Here is a 16,282-nt window from a genome sequence, read left to right on the forward strand (position 1 = left end):
TCGGCAGCGTTCAAAACTCGACCCTTACCCCCGCCATGATGCTGCGGCCCTGGAGGGGCGCCTCGCGAGAAATAAATGACGTGTGGTTGTAAGCCAGCTTGTTCATCAAATTGCTGCCTTTCAAGTACAACAGGAAGTCCGTGTCAGCCATTGTGCCTTTGTACGATACTCCGGCACCCAACAAGCCATAGCCGGATGTGGTCTCTTCATAGCTCGCAATGCGGTTTTGGCTTAGAACCTGTGTGTACTCCAGGAAGCCGCCCCAGCGGTCCCACGTCAGGTCGGTGCGCGTTCCGATGCGTGCCGAGGGTATGCGCGGCAGGTCGCCGGCGCCATCACGCAGCTTGCCACGCACATAATCACCAAAGACGGTCACCGACATATTCGGCGAGAACCGGTATGAAGCTTCAGCCTCAACGCCGGCAAAGAAGGCATCGCCTTGCGTATATTCGATCAGGCGAAAATCCTCGTGCTGGTCCAGTGTATTGCCATAGATGTAGCCGTCAATACGACTAAGAAAGAGGTTAACCGCAAAGCGCAGGTCGCCATCCGTTTTGCGCAGACCCAAATCCACCGTGCGGGCTGTTTCCTTGTCGAGGCTGGCGTTGCCTTTCTCGTAGGTCAGCGTGGCAAAGTGCACGCCCCGGGCGTAGAGTTCCTGCACATTCGGCATGCGTTGTGAGCGCGATACGGAGAGCGACGCAGCGTACCCGGGCACGAAATTCCAGGTCGAGCCCGCTGACAGTGACGTAGCGTTGCCATCGTAGTCAGGCTGGATACCGCTTTCGGGGGAGACCGATTGCCATTCGTGGCGCGCACCAAGCTCAAAGCGCCAATCATTCCATTCATAGCTTTCCAACAGGAACAAACCGGTAGACTGGGTGCGGGTATTAGGGATGAAGTTCTCCGCGCCCCCAAAGGATGCAAAATCATAGCGTGAGGCCTGCATGCCAACCACGCCATCCCAACCGGCCAACGGCTTATGGCGCAACTCCAGTCGTCCGTCGTAGCCCCGATTGGTAAAGGTCGTGCCCAATTCGCCATCGTCACGCTCGTCGTGCCTATAGTCGGTATAGCCGCCGCGAAAACTCAGATTGGAAAAACCGGCGAAAGGATCCCGAAGCTCGCCTCGTAGGTCCAGCCGATCACTGCGCAGATGCGCGGTCGCGGCATGCTCTCCGTGCTCACGATCATGGTCGTGGTCGTGGTCGTCATCGTGGCCATGGTCATGGCCACCGCAATGCAGCGTCGAACCATGCGGATGGCAGTCCTCGTACTCATGACTGTGGCCAGGCAAGCCGTAGTCGTCCTCGCGATACGAATAGGCTGCTCCGATATAGCCTCGACTTCCTATGAACGACAGTCCGACGCTGCCCGTGGTGCTGTCGGCATTGGAGTTGGGCACCCGGCTTTCAGTCCAATCCGCCACGCGATAGTCGTCGGCACGACGCCTCGCGCCCTCTACGTGCACGGCAATATTGCCTTCTCCCACAGTCAATCCGACGGCCCCGGCTCGTTCTTTCGCCGCTGTGGCGCCCAGCACCTCGATCGAGCCACTGAACCCGTTCTCCGGTATCTCGGTGGGAATCTTGTCGTCCAGCACATTGACCACCCCGCCAATGGCGCCGCCGCCGTACAACAGCGCGGAGGGACCGCGCAGGATTTCAACACGGCGGGCCAGCAACGTATCGACCGTCACTACATGGTCGGGCGACACTCCGGACGCGTCCATCACCTCGGATCCATCGCTTAAGACCTTGACGCGCGGTGCCGTTTGCCCGCGGATTACCGGCCGGCTTGCCCCACCACCAAACGTATCGGCGCGCACACCGGGCTCGCCTTCAAGCAGTTCACCCAGCGTGCTGCGGCGATTCAACGTCAGGCGCTCGCCCTGCAACACACTGGCCGGTGTCGTCAAACTGTCACTGTCCAAACCGAGCGGGTTAGCCGTCACGATGATGGATGGCAAGCTCCCGACCGAGGTGGGCGCGGTCTTGGTTGTCTGCGCATAGGCAGGCTGCGCGAACGCCATAACCAAGGCCAGTGTCAAAGGGCGGGGGATCGGTCGCATGAGTACTCCTAGAAAAATAATGTAATGTTATAACATAACATATTATCTGAGCATTAGGCCCCACCCCGTTTCTATCCTATACTCGCTCGCACGCAGGGGTACTCGCTGTTTACAGCGGGTTGAGAAAGGCCCTTCGTACCAGTACGGATAATGCCGATGCTGGGAGCGTGCCCGTTGATATCGTTTGACTTCATGTCATCCGATAGCGACGGGTCTATTCCCTATCGGCTCCATTATTGATTTTTGGAGCATGTCTTGAACACCAATCACACCTTTACGGCAACCAGCGCCGAAGTCGACGCTGCCGCCATCGCCCCCCTTCCCCAATCACGCAAGGTTTATCAACAAGGCTCGCGTCCCGATATTCGCGTGCCATTTCGAGAAATCTCACAAGGCGAGACGCCAACGATGTTTGGCGGTGAAGCAAATCCACCGCTGACTGTTTATGACTCTAGCGGGCCCTATACCGACCCGTCGGTCAACATTGACATCCGCAAAGGTCTCCCCGCATTACGCAGTGCCTGGATAGCAGAGCGCAACGACACCGAACAGTTGGATGGGGCCAGTAGCGAATATGGACAAGCCCGTTTGCAGGATCCAGGGCTTGCCTCCTTGCGATTCGAATTGAAGCGTGCACCACGCCGTGCAGTGGCGGGAAGCAACGTTTCCCAAGTGCATTATGCGCGTCGCGGCATCATCACGCCCGAAATGGAGTTCATCGCCATTCGCGAGAACCTGCAACGGGAACGCTACGTGGAAATGTTGCGCGCCAGCAGCCCTGACGGCGACAGGCTGGTGCAGCGCTTGCTGCGTCAACACCCCGGACAATCCTTTGGGGCCGCGATCCCGGTGTCGGTCACGCCGGAGTTCGTACGCGCAGAAGTGGCGAGGGGGCGGGCCATTATCCCGGCCAACATTAACCACCCTGAAAGCGAGCCTATGGTGATCGGCAGAAACTTCCTGGTCAAAATCAACGCCAACATAGGAAACTCAGCGCTAAGTTCGAACATCAGTGACGAAGTCGAGAAAATGACATGGGCGATACGCTGGGGCGGCGACACTGTTATGGACTTGTCGACTGGGAAGAATATTCACGAAACCCGTGAATGGATCATACGCAACTCACCGGTGCCGATCGGCACCGTGCCCATCTACCAGGCTCTGGAAAAGGTAGACGGCAAAGCCGAAGAACTGACTTGGGAAATCTTCCGCGACACACTCATTGAGCAAGCAGAGCAAGGTGTCGATTACTTCACGGTTCATGCGGGCGTTCGGCTACCCTTCATTCCCATGACGGCCAACCGCATGACGGGCATTGTGTCGCGTGGCGGATCAATTATGGCCAAATGGTGCCTCGCCCACCATAAAGAAAGCTTCATTTACGAGCGCTTCGAAGATATTTGCGAAATCATGAAAGCCTACGACGTCAGTTTTTCACTGGGCGACGGCCTGCGTCCCGGATCAGGATACGACGCCAATGACGAAGCGCAATTTGCCGAATTAAAAACATTGGGCGAACTAACCCAGGTAGCCTGGCAACACGACGTGCAAGTCATGGTCGAGGGGCCCGGCCACGTGCCCATGCACTTGATAAAGGAAAACATGGACATGCAATTGAAGCACTGCCATGAAGCACCCTTCTATACGCTGGGGCCGCTGACGACCGATATTGCACCTGGCTACGATCATATTACGTCCGGCATCGGCGCGGCCTTGATCGGCTGGTATGGCACGGCTATGCTGTGCTATGTAACGCCCAAAGAGCACCTGGGCCTGCCCAATAAAAAGGACGTCAAGGACGGCATCATCACTTACAAAATTGCCGCGCACGCCGCCGATCTGGCCAAAGGGCATCCGGGCGCTGCCATACGGGACAACGCCTTGTCCAAGGCGCGCTTCGAGTTTCGTTGGGATGATCAATTCAACTTGGGGCTGGACCCCGATACCGCCAAGGACTTTCATGACGAGACCTTACCTAAGGACTCCATGAAAGTCGCCCACTTTTGTTCAATGTGCGGCCCGCATTTTTGCAGCATGAAAATTACGCAGGACGTACGGGATTATGCAAAGCACAAGGGTTTGCAAGAAACTGAAGCCTTGCACCTGGGCATGCAGGAAAAGGCCACCGAGTTTGTGAAGAAAGGGGTACAAATCTACCATCAGACCTAGCCTAAGCCCCCCCACATGAATCATGTACCGGAACCCGATCGATGACTCAACGCATAAATCCCGTTACTGCCACGCATAAGGCAAATCTGGACAGCAAGCAGAGCGCGACGCGTTGGCGGATCCTGATTGTCCTGTTGACGGCGCTCTTCATGTCGCTCGTCGGCGTAAGCATCGTCAACGTGGCTCTTCCATCGATGCAGAATGCGCTCCATGCCTCGCAATCGGATATCCAATGGGTGCTTTCAGGCTACGCGCTGACGTTCGGCGTTGTTCTGGTCAGCGCCGGACGCGCGGGCGACCTCATGGGACGTGGCGGCCTCTTCCTCATTGGAACGGCCATATTCACGGTTTCTTCGGTCGCAGCCGGCCTGGCTCCGGACGCCACTTGGCTCAACGTCGCGCGCTTCGTGCAAGGGTTGGGCTCGGGGCTGCTAAGCCCACAGGGCATCGGCATGATCCAGCAATACTTCAGGGGCGCCGAACGCGGTCGGGCATTTGGCTATCTGGGCACTGTCGTGGGCTTCTCCGTCGCGATCGGACCGGTACTCGGGGGGCTCCTGATCGAGCTGGGTGGTGCCAGCATCGGTTGGCGGCTCACTTTCCTGGTCAACGTCCCCATCGGGCTCATGACGATTGTTCTGGGCTTGCGCTGGTTTCCCCGCCCCCTCTTCGCCTATGTCGGAAATCCTGAAGAACCACGATCAAACCGAAACAGCAGCATTCTGCGCTCGCTGGATCCCGTCGGCGCCGGCTTGCTCGGCCTGGCGGTGCTGGCCGTTCTGTTTCCGTTCATGGAATTCCGCAGCTCGCCACTGACGTGGCTGCTGGTGCCCGCTGGCCTCGTACTGGCCTATATGTGGGTCAAGTGGGAGCGTCGTTACGCTCGCCTGGGCGGCAGTCCCATGGTCGATCTGAATATTTTCTCCATCTCGAGTTTTACCAACGGAACCCTGATCATGACGCTCTACTTCCTGGGGATGACCAGTGTCTGGGTCCTGGTGGCGCTCTACGTGCAATTGGGCACTGGCAAGACCGCATTTGAAGCCGGGCTGTTTGGCGTACCGGCGGCGCTGCTGTCCGCCTATGCCGCCGCCTGGGCCGGCAAACGAGTCATGCGCTATGGCCGCAGGATCGTCATCGGCGGCCTTTTGCTGGCGCTACTGGGCCTGGCATTGAGCATACTCGTTGCGTTGTTCCATGAGAAAGGCGCGATCAGCATCTGGTGGTTGCTGTTGACGCTGTCCTTCATCGGTTTGGCGCAAGGCTCCATCATCAGCCCGAACCAGGCGCTGACGCTGGCAGATGTGCCGCTGGACTACGCAGGAAGTTCGGGTGCCATTATGCAGACTGGCCAGCGCATCGGTACCTCGATAGGCATTGCCGTGATCACGGCCGCCACCTTTGCATCGCTCGACGCCTCATCATCCTGGGCAACCGCCGTCATGGTCGGCTTTGGCATAATTTTTTTTGTGGTCTTCCTGACCTTGATCGTAGCCATCAAAGATATGCATGAGCGCAATAAGCCAGTTGTGTAGCGTAAATCGCGGGGCTGCCACTACGAAGAACGAGCGGCACTCTTGGTATGAGCGCCGCTCGCAAACCAAGACTTAACTACTGATTATTTTCGTATTGCTTCGATTTGGATCAACAGGCGAACATCATCGGGAATGCCTTTATCGATGCCCCAGGTCATGCCCCATTGACTGCGTTTGATGGTGGTTTCAAAGTCTCCGCCGCAAATCTGAGCTTTCATTCTGGCATTATCGTAGCAGTTGAAGTTGCTGGCGGTGAGCGTAACCGGTGCAGTTTTGCCGAGCATCGTCAACTGGCCCGTTAACGCTTTTACCTTATCGCCGTCGAAGCTGAAATCCGTACCGATGAACTTGGCCGTGGGTGCTTTGGCGACGTCAAGGAAGTCCTGGTTTTTCAGATGAGCATCGAAGTCAGGTATGCCGGAGCTGATGGAGTTGGCGTTGATAGCGATGTCGGCTTGGCCCGTCCCGGCTTTGCGGTCCAGCACGATGAAGCCGTCGACTTGGTCGAAACGGGCGCGTGTCGTCGAGGTCTTGGAGTGCGTGACTTCGACGTTGACGAAAGTATGAGTGGGCTCGATGTCGTAGCGGACGGGTTCGGCGTAGATAAATCCGGCCCATAGGCTCGATAGTGCGATTGCGGTGGCGATTCCGGTTTTTACTGATTTCAGGGTCATGGTGTGTTCTACAGGTAAGTTCAGTTTTCACTTATGGAAAGCGCCAGGCGTTTGCATTGCGTGGCGCTCTCATCGCGGGCGAAGAAACCATTGTCAGTTTTTCTACTGAAGTGTTTTTGATTCTTCGCAAGTTCTGATTTACTGGTGGGTAGAACGTAATCCATTGAAACAGGTAACGCCGCTTAGGCGGGATACTCCCGCAAATCAGCAAATGTCATAGGTGATCATTACGCACATCCAACGCGTCACGCAGCCCATCGCCGATGAAATTGAAGCTGGTCACAGCAATGGTGATCGTGATGCCCGGTACGATGGCGAGCCATGGCGCAGTCGCCAGATATTGCTGCGCACCGTTCAGCATGTTGCCCCAGCTTGGCAATGGCGGCTGGATTCCGTAGCCGAGGAAGCTGACATACGCTTCGAGCAGGATAGCGCGCGCCACTGTGAGAGTGGCGGCCACAATGATCGGGCCCATTACATTGGGCAGAATCTCGCGAAACATAATGTGGTTGCTGCTGAGGCCCAGCATCAGTCCTGCCTGTACGAACTCCCGCTCGCGCAGGGAGCTCACTTCGGCCTCGACGATACGGGCGACTTCCATCCAGCTTGTGACGGCGATGATCACGGTGATCATTATCGGACTGGGCTTTAGCAGTGCGGCAAGCGCCAAAACCAGGAAAATCGAGGGAAACGCCAGAAAGGCATCGACCACGCGCATCAGCGTAGCTCTCAGCCAACCGCCGCGATAGCCCGCAATGACTCCTACCGCGGTACCGATGATCGTCGAGAGGACCATTGCCGAGAAACCGACCAGGAGCGAGATATTTCCGGCCTCCAGCAAACGCACAGTCTGGTCGCGGCCCAGAGGATCGGTGCCCAAATAATGTTGCCCGGTAAGGGGGGGCGCGAAGCGCGCGCGCAGGTCAATGTAAAGCGAGTCGTAAGGCAGAAGCCAGGGGCCCACGATACAAGCCAGCGTCAGTGCAGTAATCATGAAGATCCCGACCAGGGCCAGGCGATGGCGGGCGAACCGGCGCACGGCCCGGCTCTGCCACCAGCGACTGTGGCCGGACGATGTTGCGATAGCGGTCATAACAGTCTCCTGATTAAGGGGTCAGGCAAGGCGGATGCGTGGATCAACCGTCGCCACGATGACGTCGGCGATGAGGTTTCCAAGCAGTGTCAAAATGGCGGAGAGCATAAGAAGCCCCATCACCACCGGGTAATCGCTGTAACCGAGGCTGTCGAGAAACAGCCGTCCCATTCCGGGCCAAGTGAAAACCGTCTCGGTTACCAGTGCGCCGCCGAGAATCGTGGGCAGCTGCATTCCTGCCAGCGTGATCATAGGAAGCAGAGCATTGCCCACCACGTGCTTCATCACGACCCGGCGCTCTCGCACCCCCTTGGCCCGGGCAGTCTTGATGAAGTCTTGATTGATCACGTCGAGCGTGGCCGAGCGCATGTAGCGGCTCCAGGTGGCAATGCTCACCAGGGACAGTACGAGGCTCGGCAAGATAAGGTGATGCAGGTAGTTCAGTACCGACTGATCGCCGATCGTGTACATATTGCCCGCGGGCACCCAGCCGAGCTTTAGTGAGAATACATAGATACCAACAAGGCCAAACCAGAAGGTCGGGATCGAAAGCGCGATCATGGCGCCGATGGTGGCGGTGTAGTCGAAACCCGAATAGCGGTGCGTCGCGCCACGGATACCTATCCATGTACCGATGGCGATGGAAATGGCCGTCGATGATCCCATCAGCAACAGCGTCGCGAAAAGATGTCGACCGATCACTTGCAGGACCGGAACGCCGTCGCGAAAAGAGGTGCCCCAGTCTCCGCGCAGCATTCGCCACGCCCAGTCGAAATATCGCAGAATCAGCGGTTTGTCGAGGCCAAGCTGACGGGTCAGGCGGTCGATGTCCGCCTGCGTCATGCTGGCGTCAAGTGCAAATTGCGATAAGGGACCGCCGGGTATCATGTTCAGCACCGTGAAGCCGATGATAGACACGATCACCAGCAGGATAATGCTCTGCCACAGGCGATTAAACAGAAATCCGGCCATTCAGCCCCCATCGGGATTACAGGACTTTGAAAGAAATGCCCGGGCACTGCGCTTGCCCGGGCGGCGCATACGATCAGGCCTTGCGGGACCAACCCGCCGCATTCCAGGATTCGCTGCGGGTGTTGCTGTTGCTGACCACGCCCTTGATGTCCGACTTCCAGCCTTGGACGGAATTCTCTGAAAACAGGGGCAGAAAGGGCAGATCGGCGCGCACTGTCGCCTGAATTTCCTTGTAGATCTCGATCCGGCGCGCCTGGTCGAAGCTGCGTGCGCCTTCTTCCAGAAGCTGGTCGACGCGCGGATTGCTGTATTGCGCGGTATTCGAGCCCCGTCCGCCTTTGACGCGAGTTGCACCGCTATGGAAGCGGTTGAATACGTCGGGGTCCGCCCCCACCAGATAATTGATGCCCACCACGACAGAGTCGAATTGCGACAATGTCCAGAAATCTCCCCAAATCACAGCGGCGGGCAGGTTCGAGATGGTCATCTCGATGCCGATCTCCTTCAGTGTCTGTTGGACAAATTGCTGCATCTGTTCGCGCAGATGGTTGCCCGTCGTGGTCGAATTGGTGAACGCAAGCCGCACGCCATCCTTGGCGCGGATTCCGTCACGCCCCTTCACCCAACCTGCGTCATCAAGCAACTTCACCGCATTCTCGAGGCTGAACTCATGCTTGGGCAGGTCTTTGTTGTAGTAAATCGAGCCACGCGGCATGTAGGATTCGACGGGCTCAGGCAGGCCATAGTAGAGCGCATCGATGATCGACTGCTTATCAATGGCTGCATAGATTGCCTGGCGCACTGCCAGATCTTTGAAAACCGGACGTTCCAGATTGAGGTAAATCTGTTCGACGGCCGGCGCCGGTTGCAGCTGGACCACCCGATTTTTCAGAGTCTTCGCCTCGGCATAATTGTCGGGGGTGATATATTGGCGCCCCACAAGATCGATGTCGCCGCTCTTGAACTGGGTATAAAGTACCGTCAGGTCGGGAATATATTTGAAAACCAACTGCTCGATATAAGGCCCTTCGCCGTGGTAGCTGGTATTGGCAACCAAATTGATATGGTCGCCTGCGACGCGACTACCCCATTTGAATGCGCCGGTACCAATCGGTGCTTGATTGAAAGCGGCGGCGTTCTTGTCCGCCTCGCGCTCGAGCACGTGCTTGGGAACGATGAACGTCTCGGTCAGGAAAGACAGATAAGGCGCAAAGGGCTCTTTCATTCGCCACGTCAGCTCGGTCGGCGAGACCACGGCAATGTCGTGTACGAGGTTATGTCCCGCAGTTCGCCAGCTACGGAAGTTTGGATCGACGATCAATTCCAGCGTGAACTTGACATCTTCGGCGGTCAGCGGAGCGCCATCATGCCATTTCACATCGTCACGCAGCTTCACGCGCCATTGCAGACCATCGGCAGAAAGCCCGCCATTCTCCTGGCTCGGCACCTCCGTGGCGAGATTTGGCACGATGGATCCGTCTGGCATGGTTCTGAACAACGCGTCGAAAACCGAAAAGTGGATGCCATCGTCAACTTCGATCTTCAGCATCAGTGGATTGAATACGGTCGGCTCCTGTGACAAACCGACGATGACCCTGCCAGAAGGTGCTGCTGGAGGGGTTTGGGCGAAGGCGGGCTTGCCCAACAAGTACGGGGCAAACAAACCCGCTGCACCAGCAACACCCATAATCTTCAGGGCTGAACGGCGGGTTGTTTTCGGGATAATTGGGTCAGTCATGAGACGATCTCCTTGATACGGCCTTGTTGATACAGCGATTATTCAGTCACGCGGCTCTTCTGGCCTGCTCCTTGCCCGGTATGGCGGCGACCAGTTCCCGGGTATAGGCGGACTTCGGGGCGAGGAAAATCTGCGAGGGCGGACCTATCTCGACAAACTTACCCTTTTGCATCACGGCAATTTCGTCGCAGATCTGGCTGGCAACGCGCAGGTCATGGGTGATGAAGACCATCGACACACCTGTCTCGCGCTGCACTTGGTCGAGCAACTTCAAAATTTGTGCCTGAATCGAAACATCGAGCGCAGAGACGCACTCGTCGGCCACAAGCAACTTCGGCCTGAACATCAGCGCGCGGGCTATGCCAATGCGTTGGCGCTGTCCCCCCGAGAATTCGTGCGGATAGCGCCGGAAGGCTCCGGCATCGAGGCCGACATGCGATAACAGCACCATCGCTTCTTCGCGGGCCTGAGGGTAGGCCATACCGTGCGCCACAGGACCGACGGTCATGATATGGCCGACAGTCGAGCGCGGATTGAGCGAGGCAAAGGGATCCTGGAAAATCATCTGGATCTTCGGGCGCAACGCGCGGAAAGTACCTTCCGCCATCTTGGCGATATCGGTGCCCTCGAACAGGATGCTGCCACTATCGCTTTTCATTAACTTGATCAGCAACCGCCCAAGTGACGTTTTTCCCGAGCCGCTCTCGCCCACTACGCCAAGGGTTCGGCCGGGTTTCAATTCAAATGAGACGTCGTCGACCGCCTTGGTCAGCCGCTCGCTGCGCAAAAGGCGGCTGCCGCTGCTATAGGTCTTCACCATATGCTCAACCTTGAGGATCGGCGTCGTTGAGGTCTCGGGCTGCACCCGGTCGGTGCCGGTCAGCTCCGGCACCGATGCAATCAAGCGCTTGGTGTAGGGATGGTCAGGGTTATTCAACACCTTGTCGGCGGGTCCCTGCTCGACGATTCTGCCCTTCTCCATCACCACGACGCTGTCTGCGATCTCCGCGACCACGCCGAAGTCATGAGTGATGAACATGACGCTCATCCCCTTGCGACGCTGGATATCCCGGATCAGATCCAGGATTTGCGCTTGCGTGGTCACGTCGAGAGCAGTGGTTGGCTCGTCTGCGATAAGGACGGCGGGTTCCATTGCCAGCGCCATCGCGATCATTACCCGCTGTCGTTGTCCGCCTGACAGGCGAAACGGATACTGGTGATACATCAATGAGGGCTCCGGCAAGCCAACCTCGGCTAGAAGTTCAAGGCTGCGGTCCTTGCGGCTCTCCGCTGTGCCCTCACCGTGGGCCGCCATTGCCTCGGCAATTTGCGCTCCGACAGTCATCAGGGGGTTCAATGCCGAAAGCGGGTCCTGAAAGATCATGGAGACTACCCGCCCACGCAGGCCGCGCAGGTATTCAGGGTCGGCATTAATAATCTCGGTATCGATCAGCCTTATCGATCCGTCGGTCACGCGGATCACCTTGGGCAGCAGGCCCATGATCGCATTGGCCGTCACCGATTTCCCCGAGCCCGATTCTCCGATAATGCAGAGTATTTGTCCTTTCAGAAGATCGAAAGAAATTTCGCTGACGGCATGGGCGCGCTCCATACCGGGGGGCAGGCTGACGGAAAGATTGCGCACCGAGAGGACGGCGGCTGGGGCTGTCATGATGCTTGCCGATATAGAAACCACAGTCCTCTCCTGTTCAGTCATGGCAGCTAAAAAATTCAATATATATTAAAAATCGCCGCAAGGTCGATTTAAATTGTTTAGCTCGAAAATATGATGCAGCCGTACATTTTCTGCTATGCTTTTTTATAGGCTATCTGGACAAACTTGATGCTCGTGAGGTAAGTGGGGTGATTGCAGGATTCACCATATTTATGTTGAAAATTTCTCATGAGTATTTCATTATATTGTTTGATCATCATTTTCTGTCAATAGGGAATTTCAGCAGCAACATGCGAAAAGACATGGAACCGCGCGTCACCGCTACACCCTCATCGGGAGTACCCGAATTTCAGCTTGGCGCCAATCTTCGGAAGCTGCGCAAACAGAAGAGCCTGTCGCTTCAGAGTCTAGCGCAGGCCTCAGGCGTCTCGGTAGGGATGATCAGCCAAGTCGAACGCGGCATCGCCAATCCATCGATGCGGCTCCTGACCTCGCTGCGGCGGGCGCTGAACATCTCTATGCAAGAATTGTTCGGCGAGACCGGGAATGAAATTCCCGTGGCTAGCGACCCGCAATTCGTGCGCCGCCGCGCGCAGCGTCCCGTGATCGATTTGGGCATCCTTCACAAGGAGCTTCTGACACCCTCAGGCCGCCAAAACCTGCAAATCATGATCCTGCGGCTGGAGCCCGGCGGCGAATCCGGAGGCAAGGCACTCAGCTATCCGGCGGAAAAAGGCGGGCTCGTCCTGTCCGGCAAGGTGGTCCTCAGCGTCGATGATGTAGCCGCCGAACTGGAAGCGGGCGACAGCTTCGTCTTCGACAGTACCCAACCGCACTCCTTGCGCAACACCAGCGACACATCGACAGAAGTCCTCTGGATCATCGGGGCGGTACAGTTCGACCGCCACCTTTAGCCCTTCACCGCAACAAGGAAAATCCGTCATGCAATCATCCCGAATCGCCGAAAAGAGTACTCCCTACTGGTGGGAAGCCGCGCCGGTTCAGCCGCTGCCGGAGCAGCCGCTAGCCAAGCAGGTGGATGTGGTCATCGTCGGTGCGGGTTATGCCGGGCTGACCGCGGGGCTGACCCTTGCGCGAGCGGGACGTTCGGTCGCGGTACTGGACAAGATGAATCCTGGCGAGGGCGCCTCGTCGCGAAATGGCGGCATTACCAGCGGCAACATCCGGCTCGATTACGCCGAGCTGGTACGAAAATACGGCGAAGAGCACGCTAACGCCATCGAAGCCGAAGGCAAGGCCGCGCGCGAATTCATCTATGACTTCATCCGTAACGAAGGCCTCAACTGCGATTTCAGTCTGACCGGCCGCTTCTATGGCGCCATCGGCAAGGAGCAATACGAGACCATGGCCCGCAGCGCCGAGAAGCTGCAAAAGGCGCTTGGCGTCGACTCCTATGCTGTCCCCCATGCCGAACAACGCCAGTATCTCGGCACAGATTACTATCGCGGCGGCACCGTACGCATGGACATTGGCGGCTTGCATCCGGCGAAGTACCATGCCGAGATCCTTCGCATCACCCTGGCGGCAGGCGTCACTGTGCACTCCAATACAGCGGTGCAATCCATCACGAAGGACGCCACGGGCTTTCGGGTCGAAACGGCGGTGGGCACGATTACCGGCCGACAGGTGCTGATTTGCACCAATGGCTATACCGATGGCGCCGATCCATGGCTACGCCGTCGTCTGGTGCCAGTGCGCAGCCGTATCATTGCTACCGAGGAACTGTCACCAGAGCTGATGATGAAGTTGATGCCGCGCAAGATGATGTGTGGTGAGAGCAAGGTCCTTGGCTATTACTACCGCCCATCGCCGGACGGGAAGCGCATCCTGCTGGGTGGTCGCGATGCCTCGCAAAGCGGCGATCCGGCGGCACCGACTGTCGCGCTGCGAGACGGACTGATCCATCTTTTCCCCGAACTCGCGGATGTGAAAATCAGTCACAGCTGGTTCGGCAACGTTGCCATGCACCGCGACATGCTGCCACGGATCTTCGAGCACGACGGCCTGACCTACGCCACGGGCTTTTGTGGTTCCGGCGTTGTCTGGGCACCCTGGATCGGCAGCCGTGCCGCACACAAGCTCTTGGACGACGATCAGCGGAAGTCGGCGTTCGATTTCCGGCCAATGTCTTCCATCCCCTTCTATGCTGGCAAACCTTATTTCATGCCAGCCTTCATCCAGGTGTATCGGTTGCAGGACCGTATCGCTCTGGCACGCGCCACACGCTAAGCCTTTTCTGCCGCCGGTCCTCGCAAGAGTTCGGTGGCCTCGATCCAGCAAGGATGTCCGATGACTCTCCTCATGCTTTCCTACCCCGAACGCGTCGAGGTCTTTCGCCGCGCCTTCGCCCGTGACCTGCCGGAAGTGCCTTTCGCCAGCGATCCTGCGCAGATCGACCCGCGGGAGGTCCGCTACCTGATAACCTGGAATTATCCCGACAACCTGGCCGAACGCTATCCAAACCTCGACGTGATTTTCTCGGTCGGGGCGGGAGTCGATCAGATGATCCAGGCGCAGATCCCGCCAAGGGTCAAACTGGTCCGCATGATTGAAAGCGGCCTGACCAGCCTGGTGCGGGACTATGTGGTGATGAGCGTGTTGGCCCTGCATCGCCGCCTGCCAGCTTATATCGAGCAGCAGCGACGGCGCGAATGGGTCAATCTGGAATTCACGTGGGCCGACCAGCGCCGCGTGTCGGTCCTGGGCCTGGGAGAACTCGGACAGGCCTCGCTTGAAGCGCTCAAGCATTTCGGTTTCCGTCTTGCAGGATGGAGCCGCAATCCGAAAGAAATCGAGGGCATCCGCTCATACCATGGTCGTGAAGGATTGATGGCGATGCTGGCTGAAACCAACATCTTGATCTGCTTGTTGCCGCTGACCCCAGAGACCCGACATATCCTCAATGCCGACCTCTTTGCGCAGCTACCGCAAGGGGCCTCGCTGGTTCAGGCGGGACGGGGCGGACACCTCGATCAGGAAGCGTTGCTGGAGGCACTCAATACAGGACATCTGGAAGCGGCATTCATCGACGTGACTGATCCCGAGCCGCTACCGGCCGACCACCCGCTCTGGTCGCACCCGAAAGTGGTGCTGACACCTCATGTGGCCGGCCATACCCGCGCCGAAAGCTCGGCCGAAGCAACCATTGCCAATCTGCGCTGCATTCTTGCGGGTGAAGCGCCCAACGGACTCGTCGATCGCCAACGCGGGTATTGACCCCGCTTTCGCCCTTGCCTTTTCCGCCAATGGGACAAGGTTTTCCGCCAATGGGACAAGAGTTTGGCAAGGGTGCTTGAGGAAAACAGACCCCCGTCTGGACGCTGTTTGGCAGTCGGGTGTCAGGTGAGTTCCCGTTAAGTGCCAGTTGAGTGCCCGTCGAGCGTTAGTTGAGTGACGGTCGGTTACCGTCGCGTGCAGCTGCGCAGGTCCCGATCTCTAATTCATTTAATCCAAGTAAGTAAAACGCTTGCGTACGTTACAAAACCGAACTATTATTTTTCGTTGGTAACCCTGATGGCTCGGGCCGTTGGGTGTCGCATGAAGCGCATCAGCAAGCCCACCCTCACAACACAGGAGTACCGCCGTGACTTCCAACAATCCCTCCCTCGACTCTGCCAACACAACTGAAGATAGCCAGGTAATCCAAGCCGCCAAGCCTTCAGTTGACATGGAAGCGGCCAACGCCCAAGCCGAGAAGATCATAAAGAAACAGGTGAAGTGGGCTGCAGCGGCCGCCATTGTGCCGATCCCCCTCTTGGATCTGGCTGCGCTGGCCACTGTTCAAGTCAAAATGATCAAGAACATCGCCGAATGTTATGGCTGCGAGGCCAAGGAAAGCTCGCTTAAGCCGCTGGTCGCTTCCCTGGCGGGTACGCTGGGCGCCGCTGGCCTCAGCGGTGGCTTGCTCGGCTCTTCGGCCAAAGTCGTACCGGTCGCAGGCACCATTCTGGGCAGCATCGGGTTTGCCGCTTTTGGTTCAGCGGCTACCTATGCGCTGGGGCGGGTATTCGCGTCGCACTTTGCCTCGGGCGGCACTCTTGCAGATTTCAATGCCAGCGCAGCCGGTAGTCGCCTGAAAGAAGAATTCCAGAAAGCACGCAGCGAATAACGCCATGTCGCCGATGTCCGTTCTTGCCTACGTACTTCTTTGTCTGGTCGTTGCCTTCATCGGGCGCAACAGTCGGGTACGCTTCGTCGGTGCTTTTGTGCTGTCGCTGCTGCTCACACCCGTCATCATGGGGCTGGTTTACCTTGTAGCCGAACCACGTAAAACACCGTGATTCCTTATCGCTCAACTGGGCCCCAAAATAACCATGGCTGAACCGATAGCACCC

Annotated in this window: 13 protein-coding genes; 7 read left to right on the forward strand and 6 right to left on the reverse strand. The window is 57.6% G+C overall.

The genetic code is table 11. From position 1 onward, the window contains the following. Window positions 1-10: 10 nt before the first annotated feature. Window positions 11-2,071, reverse strand: a complete 2,061-nt coding sequence (locus tag CR159_RS03355; protein ID WP_199173221.1) for a TonB-dependent receptor domain-containing protein — start codon at window positions 2,069-2,071, stop codon at window positions 11-13. A 255-nt stretch (window positions 2,072-2,326) separates the two neighbouring features. Between CR159_RS03355 and thiC the strand changes: the two genes are divergently transcribed. Beyond that, on the forward strand, window positions 2,327-4,240 hold the full coding sequence (gene thiC / locus CR159_RS03360) for a phosphomethylpyrimidine synthase ThiC (protein ID WP_102072598.1): 1,914 nt from the start codon (window positions 2,327-2,329) through the stop codon (window positions 4,238-4,240). 41 nt (window positions 4,241-4,281) lie between these two features. Beyond that, window positions 4,282-5,775: an MFS transporter gene (locus CR159_RS03365; RefSeq protein ID WP_102072599.1), complete on the forward strand. Its 1,494-nt coding sequence runs from the start codon at window positions 4,282-4,284 to the stop codon at window positions 5,773-5,775. An 83-nt stretch (window positions 5,776-5,858) separates the two neighbouring features. On the opposite strand, the gene CR159_RS03370 is transcribed toward CR159_RS03365, so the two are convergent. From CR159_RS03370 to CR159_RS03390, 5 genes are all read right to left on the reverse strand, one after another. Next, window positions 5,859-6,449, reverse strand: a complete 591-nt coding sequence (locus CR159_RS03370; RefSeq protein WP_102072600.1) for a YceI family protein — start codon at window positions 6,447-6,449, stop codon at window positions 5,859-5,861. A 214-nt stretch (window positions 6,450-6,663) separates the two neighbouring features. Further along, on the reverse strand, window positions 6,664-7,542 hold the full coding sequence (locus CR159_RS03375) for an ABC transporter permease (protein WP_102072601.1): 879 nt from the start codon (window positions 7,540-7,542) through the stop codon (window positions 6,664-6,666). A gap of 21 nt (window positions 7,543-7,563) precedes the next feature. Then, window positions 7,564-8,514 carry an ABC transporter permease gene (locus CR159_RS03380; protein WP_102072602.1) on the reverse strand — a complete coding sequence of 317 codons (951 nt, stop codon included), beginning with the start codon at window positions 8,512-8,514 and terminating at the stop codon, window positions 7,564-7,566. Window positions 8,515-8,587: 73 nt separating this feature from the next. Further along, entirely contained in the window at window positions 8,588-10,159 is a 1,572-nt protein-coding gene (locus tag CR159_RS03385; RefSeq protein ID WP_199173222.1) for a peptide ABC transporter substrate-binding protein, read from the reverse strand. 139 nt (window positions 10,160-10,298) lie between these two features. Further along, the gene (locus tag CR159_RS03390; RefSeq protein ID WP_102072604.1) at window positions 10,299-11,924 is read right to left on the reverse strand and encodes a dipeptide ABC transporter ATP-binding protein; all 1,626 of its coding nucleotides are present in this window, start codon (window positions 11,922-11,924) and stop codon (window positions 10,299-10,301) included. Between the two features lie 215 nt (window positions 11,925-12,139). Here CR159_RS03390 and CR159_RS03395 point away from each other — a divergent pair, with 215 nt between their 5' ends. The 5 genes from CR159_RS03395 to CR159_RS21515 all read left to right on the forward strand — a co-directional run bounded on the left by CR159_RS03395 (window position 12,140) and on the right by CR159_RS21515 (window position 16,228). Beyond that, window positions 12,140-12,841, forward strand: a complete 702-nt coding sequence (locus CR159_RS03395; RefSeq protein ID WP_233208156.1) for a cupin domain-containing protein — start codon at window positions 12,140-12,142, stop codon at window positions 12,839-12,841. A 28-nt stretch (window positions 12,842-12,869) separates the two neighbouring features. Beyond that, entirely contained in the window at window positions 12,870-14,177 is a 1,308-nt protein-coding gene (locus CR159_RS03400; RefSeq protein ID WP_102072605.1) for an NAD(P)/FAD-dependent oxidoreductase, read from the forward strand. A gap of 60 nt (window positions 14,178-14,237) precedes the next feature. Continuing rightward, a complete protein-coding gene (locus CR159_RS03405) occupies window positions 14,238-15,164 on the forward strand; it encodes a 2-hydroxyacid dehydrogenase (protein ID WP_102072606.1) in 927 nt (308 codons plus the stop codon). A gap of 367 nt (window positions 15,165-15,531) precedes the next feature. Then, the gene (locus CR159_RS03410; protein ID WP_102072607.1) at window positions 15,532-16,056 is read left to right on the forward strand and encodes a YcjF family protein; all 525 of its coding nucleotides are present in this window, start codon (window positions 15,532-15,534) and stop codon (window positions 16,054-16,056) included. Window positions 16,057-16,060: 4 nt separating this feature from the next. Further along, on the forward strand, window positions 16,061-16,228 hold the full coding sequence (locus CR159_RS21515) for a hypothetical protein (RefSeq protein ID WP_158238494.1): 168 nt from the start codon (window positions 16,061-16,063) through the stop codon (window positions 16,226-16,228). The last annotated feature ends 54 nt before the right edge of the window (window positions 16,229-16,282 follow it).

The organism is Pollutimonas subterranea, from assembly GCF_002849655.1.
Classification (GTDB): domain Bacteria; phylum Pseudomonadota; class Gammaproteobacteria; order Burkholderiales; family Burkholderiaceae_B; genus Pollutimonas; species Pollutimonas subterranea.